This window comes from Chryseobacterium caseinilyticum (genome assembly GCF_014837145.1).
GTDB classification, from domain to species: Bacteria; Bacteroidota; Bacteroidia; order Flavobacteriales; family Weeksellaceae; genus Chryseobacterium; species Chryseobacterium caseinilyticum.
This window is the reverse complement of record NZ_JACYFS010000001.1, coordinates 1526877-1544861: the sequence shown is the minus strand read 5'-3', so window position 1 is coordinate 1544861 and position 17985 is coordinate 1526877. Positions and strand designations below refer to the sequence as shown.

General features: G+C 36.3%; 15 protein-coding genes. 8 read left to right on the top strand and 7 right to left on the bottom strand.

All coding sequences use genetic code 11. The annotated features are described in order from the left end of the window. Positions 1–102 precede the first annotated feature (102 nt). Positions 103–2370: a polyribonucleotide nucleotidyltransferase gene (locus IC610_RS07425; RefSeq protein ID WP_191735947.1), complete on the top strand. Its 2268-nt coding sequence runs from the start codon at positions 103–105 to the stop codon at positions 2368–2370. A gap of 151 nt (positions 2371–2521) precedes the next feature. On the opposite strand, the gene IC610_RS07420 is transcribed toward IC610_RS07425, so the two are convergent. Then, a complete protein-coding gene (locus IC610_RS07420; RefSeq protein WP_191735945.1) occupies positions 2522–2929 on the bottom strand; it encodes a 5-fold beta-flower protein in 408 nt (135 codons plus the stop codon). A 457-nt stretch (positions 2930–3386) separates the two neighbouring features. Here IC610_RS07420 and IC610_RS07415 point away from each other — a divergent pair, with 457 nt between their 5' ends. Next, complete coding sequence (locus tag IC610_RS07415; protein ID WP_056081845.1) at positions 3387–3821, top strand: cold-shock protein; 435 nt, start codon at positions 3387–3389, stop codon at positions 3819–3821. 485 nt (positions 3822–4306) lie between these two features. On the opposite strand, the gene IC610_RS07410 is transcribed toward IC610_RS07415, so the two are convergent. Then, positions 4307–5026: a hypothetical protein gene (locus IC610_RS07410; RefSeq protein WP_191735943.1), complete on the bottom strand. Its 720-nt coding sequence runs from the start codon at positions 5024–5026 to the stop codon at positions 4307–4309. A 376-nt stretch (positions 5027–5402) separates the two neighbouring features. Between IC610_RS07410 and IC610_RS07405 the strand changes: the two genes are divergently transcribed. After that, positions 5403–6428, top strand: coding sequence for an AAA family ATPase (locus tag IC610_RS07405; RefSeq protein WP_191735941.1), 1026 nt, complete (start codon positions 5403–5405; stop codon positions 6426–6428). Here IC610_RS07405 and IC610_RS07400 read toward each other — a convergent pair. Together IC610_RS07400 and IC610_RS07395 are read right to left on the bottom strand one after the other, a co-directional pair. Beyond that, on the bottom strand, positions 6425–8845 hold the full coding sequence (locus tag IC610_RS07400) for a S8 family peptidase (RefSeq protein ID WP_191735939.1): 2421 nt from the start codon (positions 8843–8845) through the stop codon (positions 6425–6427). The two genes, IC610_RS07405 and IC610_RS07400, sit on opposite strands and share 4 nt — an antisense overlap. A 129-nt stretch (positions 8846–8974) precedes the next feature. Beyond that, positions 8975–10366, bottom strand: coding sequence for an RtcB family protein (locus IC610_RS07395; RefSeq protein WP_191735937.1), 1392 nt, complete (start codon positions 10364–10366; stop codon positions 8975–8977). 582 nt (positions 10367–10948) lie between these two features. Between IC610_RS07395 and IC610_RS07390 the strand changes: the two genes are divergently transcribed. From IC610_RS07390 to IC610_RS07380, 3 genes are all read left to right on the top strand, one after another. Then, a complete protein-coding gene (locus IC610_RS07390) occupies positions 10949–11281 on the top strand; it encodes a HopJ type III effector protein (RefSeq protein ID WP_191735935.1) in 333 nt (110 codons plus the stop codon). 110 nt (positions 11282–11391) lie between these two features. Then, entirely contained in the window at positions 11392–11724 is a 333-nt protein-coding gene (locus IC610_RS07385) for a hypothetical protein (RefSeq protein ID WP_191735933.1), read from the top strand. Positions 11725–11990: 266 nt separating this feature from the next. Continuing rightward, positions 11991–13010, top strand: coding sequence for a helix-turn-helix transcriptional regulator (locus IC610_RS07380; protein ID WP_191735931.1), 1020 nt, complete (start codon positions 11991–11993; stop codon positions 13008–13010). A gap of 4 nt (positions 13011–13014) precedes the next feature. On the opposite strand, the gene IC610_RS07375 is transcribed toward IC610_RS07380, so the two are convergent. Next, a complete protein-coding gene (locus tag IC610_RS07375) occupies positions 13015–14157 on the bottom strand; it encodes a DEAD/DEAH box helicase (protein ID WP_191735928.1) in 1143 nt (380 codons plus the stop codon). 117 nt (positions 14158–14274) lie between these two features. Between IC610_RS07375 and IC610_RS07370 the strand changes: the two genes are divergently transcribed. Then, positions 14275–14421 carry a hypothetical protein gene (locus IC610_RS07370; RefSeq protein WP_185113732.1) on the top strand — a complete coding sequence of 49 codons (147 nt, stop codon included), beginning with the start codon at positions 14275–14277 and terminating at the stop codon, positions 14419–14421. Between the two features lie 36 nt (positions 14422–14457). Here the strand turns inward: IC610_RS07370 and IC610_RS07365 are convergent, their stop codons facing one another. Continuing rightward, complete coding sequence (locus IC610_RS07365) at positions 14458–15645, bottom strand: DUF1501 domain-containing protein (protein ID WP_191735926.1); 1188 nt, start codon at positions 15643–15645, stop codon at positions 14458–14460. A 107-nt stretch (positions 15646–15752) separates the two neighbouring features. Continuing rightward, entirely contained in the window at positions 15753–17129 is a 1377-nt protein-coding gene (locus tag IC610_RS07360) for a DUF1800 domain-containing protein (protein ID WP_191735924.1), read from the bottom strand. A 254-nt stretch (positions 17130–17383) separates the two neighbouring features. On the opposite strand from IC610_RS07360, the gene IC610_RS07355 reads away from it, so the two are divergent. After that, positions 17384–17947, top strand: a complete 564-nt coding sequence (locus IC610_RS07355) for a hypothetical protein (RefSeq protein ID WP_191735922.1) — start codon at positions 17384–17386, stop codon at positions 17945–17947. Positions 17948–17985 lie beyond the last annotated feature (38 nt).

Here is a 17985-nt window from a genome sequence, read left to right as displayed (position 1 = left end):
AAAATAGGATATTATAACAAATAATACCTTAAATTTGCACCACATTTTAGACGAAATATAATAATTAAAGCACTCAATACGGAGTGCAACACAAAACAATTTATGAGTATACCTCAAGCAATTACAGAAACGATCATTCTTGCAGACGGCAGAGAGATCACTTTAGAAACAGGAAAACTGGCAAAACAGGCTGACGGTTCTGTTGTAGTAAAAATCGGCGGAACAATGCTTTTAGCAACTGTTGTAGCCAGCAAAGAAGCAAAAGATGGTGTAGATTTCTTACCATTGACAGTAGATTACAGAGAAAAATTCTACGCAGGTGGAAAAATCCCCGGTAACTTTTTCAGAAGAGAAGCGAGACCATCTGATCAGGAAATCCTGACAATGCGTTTGGTGGACAGAGTTTTAAGACCATTATTCCCTGAAGATTTCCATGCGGAAGTACAGGTAATGATTTCATTAATTTCTTATGACGGACAGTCAATTCCTGATGATTTAGCAGGTTTGGCAGCGTCTGCAGCAATTGCAATCACCGATATTCCTTTCAACGGACCGATGTCTGAAGTAAGAGTAGTAAGAATCGACGGGAAACTGGCGATCAATCCTAATTATGAAGATCTTAAACTGGCTGACCTTGACATCATGGTTGGTGCAACCAAAGATTCTATCGTAATGGTGGAAGGTGAAATGAAAGAAATCACAGAAGCAGAAATGCTTGAAGCGATTACTTTTGCTCACGAAGAAATCAAAAAACAGGTTGAAGCTCAGGAGAGACTGGCTGAAAAAGTAGGCAAATCATTCCCAAAAAGAGAATACAGCCACGAAAATCACGACGAAGCAATCCGTGAGAAAGTGTGGAAAGAAACATACGATAAAGTATACGAAGTAGCAAAAATTCCTTCTGGAAAAGAGGAGAGAGGTGAGAAATTCAAAGCTGTTTTGGCTGAATTTTTAGCTCAGTATGTAGAACATGCTGAAGAGCTTGAAAGAGTAACTCCTTTTGCTAAAGTATATTTCCACGATGTGGAGAAAGAGGCGATGCGCCAGATGATTATCAACGATAAAATCCGTCTTGACGGTCGTGATCCTCAGACTATCCGTCCGATCTGGTCAGAAATCGATTATTTACCGGGAGCTCACGGTTCTGCAATCTTTACAAGAGGTGAAACTCAGTCTTTAACGGCTGTAACTTTAGGTTCAGTAAAAGATGCAAACATGGTAGACAGCGTAATGGTAAACTATGACGAAAGATTCTTCTTACATTATAACTTCCCGCCATTCTCAACTGGTGAAGCACGTCCTTTGAGAGGAACTTCAAGAAGAGAAGTGGGTCACGGAAACTTAGCTCAGAGAGCTTTGGCAAACATGATCCCGGAAGAAAATCCTTACACAATCCGTATCGTTTCTGATATTTTAGAATCAAACGGTTCATCTTCTATGGCAACTGTCTGTGCAGGAACTTTAGCATTGATGGATGCGGGTGTTCAAATCAAGAAGCCGGTTTCAGGTATTGCAATGGGATTGGTAACTGATGTGAAGTCAGGTAAATACACTGTGCTTTCTGATATCTTGGGTGATGAAGATCACTTGGGAGATATGGACTTTAAAGTAACAGGAACAGCAGACGGAATCACGGCTTGCCAAATGGACATCAAAGTTCAGGGATTATCTATGGAAATCATGGAAAAAGCCCTTCTACAGGCAAGAGACGGAAGATTGCATATTCTTGATAAATTAAATGAAACGATTTCTGTACCAAGAGAAGACGTGAAACCTCACGCTCCGAAAATGGTGATGATGGAAATCTCTAAAGATTTCATTGGTGCTGTAATCGGACCTGGAGGAAAAATCATTCAGCAAATGCAGAAAGATACAGATACTGTGATCGCAATTGAAGAAGTTGGCGAAATCGGTAGAATCGAAATTTCCGGTGTTAGCAGAGAGAAAATCAACGAGGCAATTGCAAAAATCAACGAGATTACTTTTGTGCCTGTTGTAGGTGAAGTTTACCAGGGAAGAGTTGTGAAAGTAATGGATTTCGGAGCATTCGTAGCGATTGCTAAAGGTACTGAAGGTCTTCTTCACATCTCTGAAATCGAATGGGCAAGACTTGATAAAGTTCCTTACAATGAGGGAGATCAGGTTGAGGTGAAATTTATGGGTTACGACGACCGTAAAAAAATGAAACTTTCCAGAAAAGTTTTATTGCCAAGACCACCAAGACCGGAGAAAAAAGAAGGTGAGCAGAGAGCTCCAAGACCGGAAGGTCAAAACAGATCTGATAGACCTGCAAGACCGGAAGGAAAATTAAATCCTGAAGGAAGAGATCAGCCGGGCGAGCACAAACCTTTGAACGAACCACAAGATTAATAATTTTATAAATAATAAACCACCGGATTTCGGTGGTTTTTTTGTGTAATATTAAGCACGGATTGCAAATCCGCGCTATCGGATCCGCGCTATCCTGCTTCAAAAGCCCTGAAGGTTTTAACGAGAAGAAGTTTTTCCAGGAAACGGATGATTAATCAAAGTTAAAAAAGAAAAATGCCACTGCTGCCCATTCTTTTCTGATGCCTTTTGCATAGCCAATTTTGCTGCGGCTGCTGTTTTCTACGGTTCCATCATCTTTGATGTAACCAATAGTTGAGTGACTGCTGTTTTCCACCGTTCCGTCTTTTTTAACGTAACCAACAGTTGAGCGGTTTTTATTTTCGATAGTTCCGTCACTTTTAATGTATCCAATCGTGCTTCGGCTGCTGTTTTCAATGGTGCCGTCATTTTTAATGTAACCTAACGTCGAACGGCTGCTGCTTTCGATTGTTCCGTCACTTTTGATATAACCTGTTGTATTTCGGCTTGATGATTCAATAGTCTGCGCACCTATCGTGGAAAGGCTGAAAAGGAGTATTGTAAAGAGGATTTTTCCCATGGCTTATTTTAATTTAAAAATATTCAGAGTTAAAGGTAATTAAATTATTCCACTGAATCTTTATGTACTTGACAGAAGGGAAAACTGACTGTCATTTCAGAAATAATCACCGGTAATTATTGATTTTTCAAATCTGAATGATAAGTAATTGAAAATTAAAAAGTTATTTCTGACGTAATTTCCAATAATATTTGTTGTATATTTGCAAAGTAATTAATAAATGTGTTCAGCTTTTGCTAAATAAAAGAGCGTGACATTTATTTTTTTCTTCTCAGTTTCACATTTCAGATGCCGGTTTATTCCAAAAAATATTGATGCAGGCCATCTTTTATCATTACTGAAATCAGTAAAATACCTTTTTGACGCAATCTGAAAAGTATTTAGCCGGAAACCCGATAGAATCCGGAAAAAAATTCTATCTTTAACTCATTCGTAACAAATAAATTTAAAAATATATATGGCAGATTCTTTTTCAAAAAAAGAAAACTTTAAGAAAAAACAGGCAAAATTAAAAGAGAAAGCACTTCGTCGTGAAGACCGCAAGGACAATAATGACAAGGGGAAGACTCTTGACGATATGTTGATGTATGTTGACGAAAACGGTCAGCTTACTTCTGTACCACCTGAAAACAGAGAAAAAATCGAGATCAGTCTTGATGATATTCAGCTGGGGGCAGCTCCGATAGAGGAGGAGGAACTTAGAAAGACAGGAATTGTAACGTTTTTCAGTGAGAAAGGTTACGGTTTTATTACCGAAGACCGATCCAAGGAAAATGTTTTCTTCCACTCCAACAACGCGACCGAGATTTTGAAAAAAGGAAATAAAGTTTCTTACGAAAAAGAGAGATCGCCAAAAGGTTTTTCAGCAATCGATATAAAAATCGTGAAATAATCTTTCAATTTATCATACAGAAAGAGCTTCAGTTTTGAAGCTCTTTTTTTATGGAATTAACAGAAGCCACCGCTTTGTCATAATAGTATTAGCCACGAATGAACGAATGTGTTTTCTGGGTGTATCTATATAGTTTTGGGATGCAAGAATATTCTTTTGGGAAGTAAGAATATAGTTTTGGGATGCGAGAATATTGTTTTGGGACGCGAGAATATAGTTTTGGGATGCAAGAATATAATTTTGGGATGCAAGAATATAGTTTTGGGATGTAAGAATATAATTTTGGGATGCGAGAATATAGTTTTGGGATGCGAGAATATAATTTTGGGATGCAAGAATATAGTTTTGGGATGCAAGAATATGACTTTGGGAAGTGAGAATATAAAAACATCCTTACAGAATATTCTGCAAGGATGTGAGATTGTTATTTTGAAAGCTGCGAGTGAAGTATTAAATATTTCTCAATACACCTGCTTGGACTTTTTTTATTTTTCTGTGAATTTAATTGCGGAGACGTCATTGTATTCGGGTGATGTAGCACCGTAGAGACTTTTCACATATTTTTTCACGTTCATGGCAAGAGTGTAAAGACCGGTTTCTTCATCATAAAGGATTTTGTCTCTTTCGATCATTTTGGTATTGAGCTGAGCTTCCGTCTGGTCGACGGTTTCTGTGGCGCTCTCCAGCGACTGGTGGTAGGTGGTGAGGTTGGCTAACTTTAAATCTTCCTCGTTGGGCGTGTAGTTTGGGATGGTTCCCAGTAACTGAACAAGCAGTCCGAAATTGTCTTCCTGCTGAGTAAAAGACTGGCGGGAAGTGGATGATGATTTGGGAGCTTCTTTGCCGTCTTCGGGTAGAGTAGTGGTTTTCTTTGAACTGCCCTGAATGGAACGGTTTAAAGATTTTGCCTGATCCAGCGTGCCTTGTGGCAAGCCTAAAATCTCAAGGAGATTCATGATTCTCGTACAGGTAGATTTTAAATCTTCAAAAGCCGACTGACGCGCAACGATGGCGTTTTTGTTGGCGTTTTTTTTGTCACCAACCTCGGTTAATTTTGCATTGGCAGCGGTGTACAAAGCCTGAAGACTGGCAACCGAAATGTTGTCAACGGGAGGATTGTACAGGCTGTAGGTAGAAACTTGTTGGGTGATTTTTTGCAGGTTCGCTACATTTTTAGCGTGCCCCACTTCTGAAGTACTTGACATAATATTTGTGTTTTAAATTTGTAATTCAAATATAAAAATTATTTTGAATTTTGGGGATGTTGGTTTAAAATATTTTTGGTTTGAGGTGATTATGTTAAATTGGTAGTGATTGGTTGTAAAAAAGAGTCACACGAAAGGATTCGGGGCTGCAGTGCTGTTGCAGTAAATATTTTTATATTCGGTATATTTAGTTAAATGGAATAATATAACTTTCTGTAAATGTTATCTAAATTTTTATCATAACGAAAATTAATTACATATTTGTTTTGAATTAGAAATTTAATAGTTCTATAAGTAACATTACAATTTGTCAAGTTTAATATGGAATATTAATTGTGATTAGATTAAATAATTTACTTTTGCATTTATAAATATAATGAGCCAATTCGATTACATAAAAGATATAGCAAAATATGGTCTTGAAAACGACCAAGAAAAACTAATGTCTGTATTGAACGAATTGATTGAGCATTCTAAAAATACTAAGAAATTAAACTTTGCTATACAATTGCAATCAATTCTAAAAGATTCTCTTAAACAGCAAAGGAATAATTCCCTGACCAAAGTTGGTTCTGAATCTTATTTCAACAGAATTGAGGATAGAGAAGTAGGAGAATTAATATTGGAAAAATTAACTTCTAGCTATCGTCTTACTAATATAGTTGCCGATAATTCAGTGATAAATAGTTTAGAATACTTTATTGAGGAACATCAAAAAGCAGAATTACTTAGAAAGTTTGACTTACCTATTGCTAATAAATTATTATTGCACGGACCTTCTGGTTGTGGTAAAACTTTAGCATCATATGTTGTAGCAGGAGAATTAGATAAGATGATGGTAGTTGTGAATTTAGGTGCAATCGTATCGTCAAAACTTGGAGAAACAAGTAAAAATTTATCTAAAATATTTAGAAAGGCAGCTTCTGAAGACTGTATTATTTTTATTGATGAATTTGATTCTTTAGGAAAAGTTAGAGACTATTCACAAGATCATGGTGAAATGAAAAGAGTTGTGAATACTATCTTGCAATTATTTGACTATCTACCTCAAAATAGTATTATTATTGCTGCTACGAATCAAAAAGAAATGTTGGACGAGGCATTACTTAGAAGATTTGATTTTTCTATAGGGTTTAATTTACCAACAGAAAAAGAGATAAAGGAATTAGTGATATTAACTCTTAAAAATGGTAATTTTTCATTTGATAGCAAAATAAAAGCTAATAAGGTTATAAAAAATTCTATTGGATTATCTTACTACAGTATTCAAAAAACATTAGTTACAGCTATTAAGAGAAGTTTGTTTGCTATGAATAATCCAGAGAATATAATTTCTGCCAAAATTGACACATCAATATGGCAGAAATTAATTGATATTGAAAAAGAGTCTATGGGGGTTTAATTTTCTGCTTCCAAATCTAAGTCGTTATTGTTTTGAATCTCGATAAATTCATTTACCTCCAACATTTCCAGATATAAATTTCCTGTATTTTCATTAGATAATATTTCTGTAATTTTGATTATTAATGAGAAATTATGTGAGTGGTTCAATGAATCAAGATGTTCGTTTTTTGCTAAGCATCTAACTACAATTGAAGTCATATCATTCAGTATATTAAAGTCAGTAGGCTGAATTCTATATGACATAAATTGGCTGTTTGAAAATTGTCGATTGTCTATTCCAAAATGATCTTCGCTCCAAGATATACTATTTTTAATTGAATAGTCACTTTGATTAGCTGTCTCAAATATTGTTATATCCTCTATGTTTTTTATTAAATTAAAGGAGATGTGTAGCGGTAAATAGTCCAACTGATTATCTTTTATTGGCATAAAGCTATAACATAATGAAATGTCAAACTGTAATTTATTCCCACTTCTTTTTAAATATTCAGGAAGAAAAATCGGTATTTTTATTATTTCATTTATTTTAATGGAATCTTCAACAATAAACGTTATGGAATTATTTTCATTTATTAAAAGAGCTTCTTTTCTTGGGATACCAAAACCAATAAGACTTTTCAAAAGAGATTCTGATTTATATTTGAAATGAGGTAAGGCATTTTTACTTGGATATTTTGCTGAATTGATTAAGAGGGCTTTAACGGTCTGAGTTTTTAAATTAGGATATTCGTTTAAGATTTCAGCAGCATAAGATGTAACTAGTGGGGCTGCTAAACTTGTACCTGAAGATCTTCCATAAAATTTATCACTGGTTGCTAAAGGAGATCTTAATATTTCTAAGCCTGATTTTTCATCAAATAGATCTCCCCCAAAGAATACAAAATCTGGTTTATTCAAATGTTTATTCTTTTGCTTTAGAGCTTGAGTATTGATTGTTTGAGAATAGTCATAATGAAATTTTCGAGTATAGTAAGCAGGATATATTTCATTTGGAGTTATGTCTGAATTATAATCTTTTTCAAAATTGCCTGCTAGTGCTCCAATTGAAATATTATTTAAAGATTCAGAAGGGACACATATATTTGTATCTTCGCAAGTATGCACAATTGTAGTTGAATCAAGTTTATAAAAGAAGTCTGGGTATTCGTGGTCAGGATGAGACTCGTCATCTACTAATGATTTTAAACTATCTGAATTAAAATTACCAACTGAAATAAAAATTAATACATCTTGCTCATATGCGATTTTATCAAGTTCAAATGCAAAAGAACTAAATGATTCATTATATTTTTTTGCATTAGGGATTACTAAGGACATATTAAAAATCCTAATTCCATACTCGTCTTTAGCAAATTTGATATCATTTAGTAGTCTTGGAATATCAAGTGGATCATTGCCTTGCTGGAGAACTTTTATGACGAAAATTTTAGCTTTAGCTATGTATCTGTCTTTAATTATATTGTAAAAGTCATCTCCCAAAACTGTTAATCCTGCAACCATAGTTCCGTGTCCTACTTCATCCCAAAATGCACCAGTCTCAGTATGATCTATGTTTTCATTTAAAATCACAGATTTTAACGGTCGAATTTTTTCAACTCCAGTATCAATAATTCCTACGGTTGTTATATTGTCTAATACATCAATTTCAAATTCATAATCTCTAATTGGACCATTATAACCAGGATTGAGTTTCTGGGTCCTAGAACTTGTGATTGCTCTTACAATATCAAAATTATCAGCTATAAATTGAATTTCTTCTTTTTTAATTACTTGAATTTCTAAAATACTTTCGTGTCTTTCAGAATATGAAAAATTAAATTCATTATTTGTTAGAAAAGTAAAGAGTGCATGCTTTTGTATATCATATTTTGAATCTATGTTCTCAATAAAATTTAGAAGAACTCCCTTTTTGTTGTAAGTAAAAATTCTTGCATTACTGTCAATGAATTCAAATTTATAAATTAAAGCTAAGAGATTATAATCTTTATTATTGTATGACGTCCCATGAGGACTATCAACAACTTTTTTTATATGTTCTTTAAAATTTGCAAATAAACCAAAATCATAAATTTCAAAAATTACAGTCTTATTAAATGCTTTATATTCAATAGGAGCCAAGCCATATTTTGATAAAAATTTTTGTTTTAAATCAGAATTGAAAGTATTGTAAAAATTAATTTTAATTAAATCTATATATTGTTCAAACTCAATGCTTCTTGCTTTATTTCTTATTTTTTGTTTAGTATAAAATGATATATTAAATTCTCTTAGTCTCTCCTTTTGAAATTCTTGAATTATTTTAGGCTCATTATCTTCAATTTCCTCTACATTTTTTTTTGAGCCGCCTACATTTCTCTGTCTGTTAAATTTTGGGTGGCTAGATCTGTCATTGTTTAAAAAAATATGTCTATTCATGGTTTATGTTTATTATTGGAAATTTAAATATTATTTGTCTAAAAATGATATTTTGACCCATTAATTTTTAGAATTTCAAAAATATTTAAAATAAAAGAAAAAAGATTACGGCACCCCGTAATCTCCTAATTATTTTCTAAACTTCTTCTTCCTCTTCCACGGCGCATTCTTCTGCACATCACCAGCCATAATACATCCATATGGCATCACTTCATCCAGCACTTCGCACAGACCGTATTCTTCAATTTGGGCTCTTACGTTTTTGGCACTTTTGTAGGCGGTTGGCAGCTCGGAGATGTCGATGTCGTTCGTGAAGAAACGGATGTCTAAACCTGCGGTTTCTTCAGCGAAAACTTCTTCAATGGTTTTGTGGGCCAGTGATTTTTTATGCTGGGTTCTGCTGAAATTTCGTCCGGCGCCGTGGGGTGCAAAACCTAAGTTTCTCTCATTGGTTTTTCCCTGAACGATTAAAACAGGCTCTGCCATATTCAGCGGGATCAGTCTTGGTCCTGTGATGTCGGGCATAAATTTATCGTCCAAAGGCGTTGCTCCTTTTGCGTGGTAAAATAAATCTCCGTCTCTGAATACAAAGTTATGTTCGTTCCAGTATCTGTTTTGTTTTTCGGTATTCAGTTTCTCCAACACGGCATTATGAATGGCTTCGTGATTTTCTTTTGTCCATGCTCTGATCAGCTGCAACGCTTCCCAATAGGACTGTCCTTCTTCGGTTTCGTAGGGAATCCATGCGTTTTCTTTCAGGGTTTCAGGGGAGATTTCCATTCTGAAACGGTTGGCCACTTTCATCCCTTTATCGTACAGCGCGGCGCCCGGAGCTCTTGAACCGTGATGGGTGACCATCATTGTGTTTCCGGTGTTTTTGGAAGTTCCTACAAAAAGGAAATGGTTTCCGTCGCCCTGAGTTCCCATGTGCGAACGGGCAATGCTGATGAGTCTTTCGTCATTTAAGAAGAAGTTTTCTCTGAAAGCATCCATCAGTTCCTTAGGCACGGGCATCTGTTCGCCTCTCGGTCTACCGCCGTATCCGAAATGAGTAATCGAATGGGCAGCATCCAAAACTTCTTTGGGATCAGCCTTTCCGAAGTCGGTCAGCATCACCGAACAGCAGATATCTGCAGAGTGAAATCCGGGATGAATGGCATTTTTTGCTACGACCACTCCGCCAACAGGAATATGTCCTTCAGGACCAGTCGGGCAGGCATCGGGCATAATGGCTCCGCTGATTAGGGTAGGCGTTTTCATCAGCACTTTCATCGTGTTGATGACTTTTTCTACATTGTCGGTTTCATTTTCATGTTCAGGACGGATGTTGATGGTAAAATCTTTCGGCTCAGCGTGCAGAGGAATCGGATCCGGAGCTCTGAACTGTTCAAGATATATTTTCATCTCTTCTTCACCAAGTTGGTTTTCATTAATATGCTGGATGGCTTCGTTGAACCATTTTGATGGTCTGAAACCTAATTCGATTAAGTGGTTTCCGTTGATGGTGTTGAATGTGTTCATGTGTTTGTTATTTGATAGTGCAAAGTAATTCGGTAATTGCGCAATGTTTTTGCGTAGATGAAATTATTTTCATTATTTTTGAAATGTTTTAAACACAAAAGTTTTAACACATAAGTCACATGAGTTTTTTAGTTTAAATGATTGAGCATATTTTTAGAGCACATGAGTTTTTAAAAATCAAAGATTTTTTTTGATAATTTTTTACCATAAAAGTCACAAAAGTTTTGCGGTGTGTTTTATAAGGTGTAATTAGAATTTGTCATAAGAGCAAAAAAGATTTGAAAAGTGTCTTTGCTTCGAAGAATGTCAAGAAGTTCAGTAATGAAATTTGAAAGAATTTTTCTTTGCCAAGCCCTTCCTTCGACAGGCTCAGGATGACATGGGTGGGAAATACTATTAAATTTTTGGTGAAATTGTTAATTTTCTACTATACGGATATAACACCATGTAAGTTTTAAAAAAATCTTTGATTTTTTTTCTGATGTGATCTAAAATATTTTCACAGTATTTAACTTCAGGATTCTAATGTGACAAAAATAACTTTGTAAGTTTCACTAATTATAATATTAAAAAATAAAAAATATGTTATTCGAACAGTTAGAAAAATCGGCGGAGGAGATTCAGTTTAATGATGTGATTGCTTTTATTGATGAGCATTATGATTTTACGCCGACAAAATTCACCAATGGAAATACGGTGAATGAGGCGGGGCAGAATAATGGATCGTGTAAAGTGTTCAGTTTTGCAAAGCTAAATGATTTGCCGAAGGAAGATACGCTTGCTCTTTTTGGCGCTTTTTACAGGGAAGATGTTTTAAAAAATCCTGAAGGAACGGATCATCAGAACATCAGAAACTTTATTGAGTACGGCTGGGATGGGATTTCTTTTGAGGGGAAGGCGTTGGAGAGAAAGTAGATTTAAATTTAGCATCTTTTCACAGACCATAAGCCAAAAGGAGCGAATAACAAAAAAGAAAGTAGATTTAAATTTAGCATCTTTTCACAGAGTCAACTAAAAAACCAATAATGCAGTACAGAAAGAAAAAAATGGTTTGTAATGGGAACTTTAAACTTATTACAGATTTAAATGAATTCAGAATGTCATTATGGATTAACGGTTTCGGACTGGAAAACGCAGTGACGGGTGAGGAAATTATTCCTGTGATTACAATTTTTAATCTTGATGTTATTGAAGAGATTGACGGAGAAGTTTTGAAGATTAGGTTCAGAATTTATCCGGATGGCTCGAAATATTATGAAGTTGAAATACATCCATTTTTGAAAAGCTTTGTGTATGAAGGTGAAACGTATCCTACGGATGTTTTTTTCACGACGATTACAGGGGAAGAGTGGGAATAGTGGATGGTGTGGAAATAATTTTGTAGAATGATTCGAGTATAACCACCCCGTCAAAAAATCGGAGATTTTTCGCCACCAGTGCCTCAATATTTTTTATTTTTAAAATGATTCGGCGAATCTCGTTCCTCGATTTCCAGTGGAGGGGAATTGTCACGCCTTTTATTTTAATCTAAATTTTAAACTTAATTGTAATTTTAACTTCAGCTTTAATTCAAATCTATTTTCAACCTCAACCTCAACCTTAACCTTAACCTTAACCTCACACCATGTCATCCAATAAAAACGCTCTTATCCGTTACAAAACTTTAGATAAATGTCTGAAGAATAAGTATAAAAAATATACGCTGGAAGATCTCATGGACGAATGTTCTGAAGCTCTGTTTGAGTTTGAAGGGAAAGAATCTTTTGTGAGTAAGCGGACGGTGCAGCTCGATCTGCAGAATATGCGGAGTGAAAAGTTCGGGTATGAAGCGCCGATTGAGGTTTATGAAAGGAGATATTACCGATACAGCGATCCTGATTACAGTATTCGTGAGATTTCTGTGAATGAAAATGATCTCAAGGCGATGAATAATGCGGTGCAGATTTTAAAGCAGTTTAAGGATTTTTCTATGTTTAAGGAGATGAATGGCGTGATTCAGAAACTTGAAGATTCTATTCATTCTACCAGTCAGAAATCGATTATTCATTTAGATAAAAATGAAAATCTGAAGGGTTTGGAGCACATCGACATTCTGTATGAAAGTATTTTAAATAAAAAGGTTTTAAAAATCTGTTATAAAAGTTTCAGGGCCAGAGAATCCAATTATTATGTTGTTCACCCACAGCTGCTGAAGGAATATAACAACCGTTGGTTTTTGGTGTGCTGGCACAAACAGAAACTGATGAATCTCGCGCTCGACAGGATGGAAGAAATTATAGTTGAAGACAAAATTGCGTACCACGACATTGATCTTGATGCAGATCAGTATTTTTCTGAAATTATCGGAGCAACAGTTTCTCCTAATCAGCGGGGTCAGAACGTTATTTTTGTGGTCACTTCCGAGCATGCACCCTACGTGAAAACCAAACCGTTTCATCATTCTCAGGAGATTGTGAGTGAAGACGAAAACGGGACAACTTTTAAAATCTGTGTGCAGCTGAATTTTGAGCTGGAAAGAATGATTCTGGGAATGGGGGAGTTTCTGACCGTGCTGGCACCCCGAAAATTAAAACAGAGAATTTCCAAAAGCATCAGCAAAGCTTATAAAAACTACCATTCGAATCCGGATGAAACAGCAGAATAGTTTTTTAATATCCGTGCAGGTCGATGCCTTCTGTTCTCTGTAACGTTACTTTTTTGCCCATTTTTTTCTGAATCACTCTGAAATGCTGCAGTTCATCATCTGTAAGAATGTTAATGGCTGTTCCTTTTTCACCGGCACGACCTGTTCTTCCGATGCGGTGAATGTAATCCAGAGGTGATCTTGGCAATTCGTAATTGATGACGCAGGGAAGTGATTCGATGTGAATTCCACGTCCGATTAGGTCTGTGGCCACAAGAATCTGAGCTCCGTTCACTTTAAATTCCTCAAGATTATTCCGTCTGGCACCCTGAGATTTCTGACTGTGGATAGCAACGGCTTTTATTTTATTTTTCTTCAGTTTCTCAACCAGATTGTCGGCAGATCTTGTGGAAGAAACGAAAATCAGAGCTTTCTCAACCTTTTTCTCTTTAATCAAGTAACGGAGGAATGGACCTTTGTTTTCGGGAGCAACATGATAAGCGAGCTGCTCGATGTTTTCAATTTCAACTTCCTCTTTTTTAATTTCTATCAATACCGGATTGGCAGATAACCGCTTCTTCATTTCTTCAACTTTATCATTTAAAGTCGCTGAAAACAAAGTGGTTTGTTTTGCAACAGGCATCAAGGCGAAAAGTTTATTCATCTCCTCACCAAAGCCAAGCTGAAACATTTTATCGGCCTCGTCGATGATTAAATGTTTAATACTGGAAATGCTCAGTGCATTGTGATCAATTAAATCCAGCAAACGTCCCGGCGTTGCGATAAGAACTTCCACTCCAAACATTCCTTTCATTTGCGGATTGATGGAAACACCGCCGTAAACCGCCATGGTGCGGACTTCACGCTTCAGATTTTCTGTAAATGCCCTGAACACTTCATCAATCTGAATGGCGAGTTCACGCGTCGGAACCAATATTAAAACCTGAATATTTCTGTCTTTTTTTACGTCTTCATTCTGTAATTTTTCCAATACAGGCATTACAAAACATGCGGTTTTTCCTGAACCGGTCTGGGCAATTCCCATTAAATCTTTTCCCTGCAAAATGACCGGTACAGCCTGCTCCTGAATTGGAAACGGCTTCAGGTAACCCAGTTTGTTTACAGATTTAATGATGTTGTGTGATAATCCCAGAGATTCGAATGACATAGATAGATATTTGCTGCAAAGATAAGCTATTGAAAATTGTAAACAGCATTCATGAAATTTGCATCGGTAAGAAGAATAGTGGCAAAGAAATTGTAATGCTAAAGAAAATCAAACAATATGAAATCAAGAATCTTAAAAGCCGCTCTTGCCCTTGTGGTACCGATTGTAATAGAATTTATCATTAAAAAAGTGTCGGAGAAAATAGATCAGAAAACTGCTTCTAAGCCAAGACCGCAAACACCGGAGCCGATTGGGCACAGTTAAAAATTAAGAGACTGCATTTCGCAGTCTTTTTTCATTTTAAATAAAGTCATAAACACCATTTTTCCAGCCCAGAACTTTTGAGGAATCTGCCTGCAGCCAGTTTTTTAAAACAGTCGCGTAAACTTTTCTGAAATCTTCTGTGTAAATTAAATCGCCTTCGTTCAGATTCTGAAGGTCGGGTAGCGGATTTAAAATTCCTTTCTTTTTTAATCCTCCGCTGATAAAAAACATCTGATTTGCAGTTCCGTGATCGGTGCCTTTACTTGCATTCTGGGAAACTCTGCGTCCAAATTCTGAAAAAGTTATCAGTAAAATATCATTGAATTTTCCGTTGGCTTTCATATCGGCAACGAAAGATTTTACGGCTTCGTTAATTTCACCGAAAAGTTTCTGCTGTCTTTCATTTTGATTCACATGCGTATCGAAACTGCCTATTGACAGGTAATACACCTGAGTATTGATGTCAGATTTAATCAAAGAAGCTACCGTTCGGAAGTCTTTTCCCAGCTGAGAATTGGGGTAGGTCTGGTCAGTCTTTTTAGCTTTACTTTTCTCAAAAATATATTCTGCATTGTTGATGGTCGAGCCCAAAGTCTGGTATAAATACGAAACTGTTTCATCATCGTGATGATGGTCGTCGTACAGTGATTTAAAATATTTTTCCTGACTCGTCTGGTATAATCTTTTTGGATCTTTGAAGGCAAAAGCCTTGTTGTTGTCGCCTTTCAGGGCTAAACTAAGCATGTGATCCACTTCCAGAGCCTGAGTGGGGTGATCGCAACTGTAACATTCCTCATCCAGAAATCTGCCGAGCCAGCCGGTTTCCAGAAATTCATCGCTTTTACTTGCAGAATGCCAGATGTCCATGCTTCTGAAATGCGATTTGTTGGGATCTGGATAACCGACATTGTTTAACACTGAAAGTTCACCGTTGTCATGAAGTTCTTTGAAATAAGAAAGCGCCGGATTGATTCCAGTTTCCTCATTTAAAGCCAGGGAATCTTTAATGGAAATGTCACCTCTTTCTTTAAAATAGATATCGTTTCTTGTAGGAATTACCGTATTTAAACCATCATTTCCGCCTGTAAACTGAAGTACGATGAGTATTTTCTGACCCGGATTCAAAGCATGATCCAGAGTCATCGATTTCAGAAAACTCGGCATCAGCAGCGAAGCGGCTGCCAATGAACTTATCTTTAAAAACTCTCTTCTTTTTATGATCATGACTTTTTTATTTAGGTTAAGGCTAAGGCTAAGGCTAAGGTTAAGGTTGAGGTGGAGATTTTTTCTTTCATCCGTCATCCAACATCTAATATCCATCATCCAACACCCTACATTAATTGATATTCCGGAGTTGACATGAGGTTGATGATATTTATTTTAATGCTTTTGTCTGAAAAATTCTGTACAGCATTCATATTCATCCGATCCGGTTTTGAAAGTAAAAAATCTTCACAGTCTTTTTTACTGAAAACTTTTTCAACTTTTTCCCAATCAATGGTGATATTGGGGGTTTTGAAGGATTTCTTTAAGGCTTCCCGTGATTTCATACCCATTTCTACATCGTCATCTTCTTTGGGTGACAAGTCCAATGGCCTCAGTCCGGACCATATTTGTGGGATCTGCAGTCTCAGCATCAGGGTAGAACTGTCAATCCATGATTTTCCGCTTGGCCAGCCTGAAACATTTGGTGGTGATAAAAGCGTTTGCCCCAAAAGTTTTTGATAAACCACAAGATTTTCAGGATTCTGAATGGTCATCGGAAGTATTCTCATCATTCCAACCATCAGTTCGGTGGGAGATTTTATTCTGTTGCCGATATTTTTTTGGTCATAAAACCAGTCGCTGCTGAAAATCTCAGTCATCAGCTTTTTAATATCGTACCCGGACTGATAAAAATTTTCGCTCAGACCGGTAATGATATCCTGATCTGCTTTTTCATTCACAAAAAATTTATAGATTTTGGTGGTGATAAATCTGGCTGAGGCTTTCTGTTCTAAAATAATATTTAAAACGTCGTCTCCGGTAAAATTTCCCGTTTTCCCGAGGAAAGTTTTTGTACCGTCGTCATGCTGTTTTGGTCTTTCCACAAAATTTCCAGGTTTATCGTAACCCCAGCCGGTAAATGCTCGTGCGGCCTCACGGATGTCGGTTTCGGTGTAATTTCCAATTCCCATCGTGAAAAGTTCCATGACTTCGCGGGCGAAATTTTCGTTGGGATGGCCTTTTTTGTTTTGCTGATTGTTCAGAAAGTTCAGCATTGCCGGAGATTTGCTCACTTCAAAAAGCAGATCTTTAAAATTACCCAATGCATTTTTTCTGATAATGTTCAGCTGATGTTTATTAAATTTTGGATTGTTGATTCTCGTTGCGAAATGCCCATGCCAGAAAAACGCCATTTTCTCCTGCAGCTGCGCCTTTGAACTGACCATTTTTTGAAGAAAATTCAAATTGAGTTCCTGATTTTGCTTCTGATTAACCTTCTGAATCTGATGTCTCATTTCGGCGGTTGCTTTTGAAGCTTCGTAATCCACGGGCTCAATATCTGCTGTGGTGTATTCAATAGTCTCAGAATAATCTTCAGTGAAAAGCTCCTTGAGTAAATCTTTACGTCTTAGTTTCCGTATTTCGGCAACCTGAGAAATTCCGATGCCGAAGCCTGCCCGCCACAGAAGATGTTTATTATTTATGAAATTTAAATCACTCATAAGTATTTCAGGATTTAAAAGAGACTGTATTTAAGCAGAAAAATTTGTACCATCAATGTGTTAGGGAAGGTTAAAGTTTTTATTTTAATATTTTAGATTCAACATTTCATCAGGAGATAGCAAAGAAATTTTAATTTTTTAAACAATTGATATTCATCGGTTTTTCAGCCTTAAACAGACCTTCTCACATTCAAAAATTCTCTTTGGCACAGTTTTTACAGTTTACCACCAGTAAAATTTAAAAATTCATTATTATGAAAACGTTGAAACAAACACTGATCGCTGCAACTGTACTGACTGCCGGATTGGTATCTGCACAGGATAAGGCAATGAATAACATGATTAAAGTGGGAGCTACTGTAGGTGTTGCTGTTCCACAGGACAATACTTCTATGGCTGTTGGAGTAGATGTTGCTTACCAGAATTTAATTACACCTGGATTTGGTCTGGGTATCGCAACTGGATATACACATTATTTCGGAAAAGAAAATAACGGATACAATAATAACGATGTTGGAGTAGTACCAGTGGCTGCACTGATCAGAATTTATCCTAAACAGACTGGTTTCTACTTCGGAGCCGACCTTGGTTACGGATTTTTGGTAGGTGATGATAATGTTGCAACCAATTCTTTGGCAGTAAGGCCAGACGGAGGTTTCTATTTAAAACCTGAAATCGGGTACCACAACAGAGACTGGAATTTCTTCCTTCAATATCAGAAAGTATTCACCGGAAACGACGGAAATGTTGCAGGACAGGATTATAATGTAGGAAGCATCGGAGCAGGATTTTCTTACAACATACCACTGGGAAACTAATTTACAGATAATAACTATTTAAAAGACAAGCCTTTTCT

Coding starts and splice junctions, on each gene's coding strand:
- IC610_RS07425 (WP_191735947.1), top strand. CDS start 103: ATGAGTATACCTCAAGCAATTACAGAAACGATCATTCTTGCAGACGGC.
- IC610_RS07420 (WP_191735945.1), bottom strand. CDS start 2,929: ATGGGAAAAATCCTCTTTACAATACTCCTTTTCAGCCTTTCCACGATA.
- IC610_RS07415 (WP_056081845.1), top strand. CDS start 3,387: ATGGCAGATTCTTTTTCAAAAAAAGAAAACTTTAAGAAAAAACAGGCA.
- IC610_RS07410 (WP_191735943.1), bottom strand. CDS start 5,026: ATGTCAAGTACTTCAGAAGTGGGGCACGCTAAAAATGTAGCGAACCTG.
- IC610_RS07405 (WP_191735941.1), top strand. CDS start 5,403: ATGAGCCAATTCGATTACATAAAAGATATAGCAAAATATGGTCTTGAA.
- IC610_RS07400 (WP_191735939.1), bottom strand. CDS start 8,845: ATGAATAGACATATTTTTTTAAACAATGACAGATCTAGCCACCCAAAA.
- IC610_RS07395 (WP_191735937.1), bottom strand. CDS start 10,366: ATGAACACATTCAACACCATCAACGGAAACCACTTAATCGAATTAGGT.
- IC610_RS07390 (WP_191735935.1), top strand. CDS start 10,949: ATGTTATTCGAACAGTTAGAAAAATCGGCGGAGGAGATTCAGTTTAAT.
- IC610_RS07385 (WP_191735933.1), top strand. CDS start 11,392: ATGCAGTACAGAAAGAAAAAAATGGTTTGTAATGGGAACTTTAAACTT.
- IC610_RS07380 (WP_191735931.1), top strand. CDS start 11,991: ATGTCATCCAATAAAAACGCTCTTATCCGTTACAAAACTTTAGATAAA.
- IC610_RS07375 (WP_191735928.1), bottom strand. CDS start 14,157: ATGTCATTCGAATCTCTGGGATTATCACACAACATCATTAAATCTGTA.
- IC610_RS07370 (WP_185113732.1), top strand. CDS start 14,275: ATGAAATCAAGAATCTTAAAAGCCGCTCTTGCCCTTGTGGTACCGATT.
- IC610_RS07365 (WP_191735926.1), bottom strand. CDS start 15,645: ATGATCATAAAAAGAAGAGAGTTTTTAAAGATAAGTTCATTGGCAGCC.
- IC610_RS07360 (WP_191735924.1), bottom strand. CDS start 17,129: ATGAGTGATTTAAATTTCATAAATAATAAACATCTTCTGTGGCGGGCA.
- IC610_RS07355 (WP_191735922.1), top strand. CDS start 17,384: ATGAAAACGTTGAAACAAACACTGATCGCTGCAACTGTACTGACTGCC.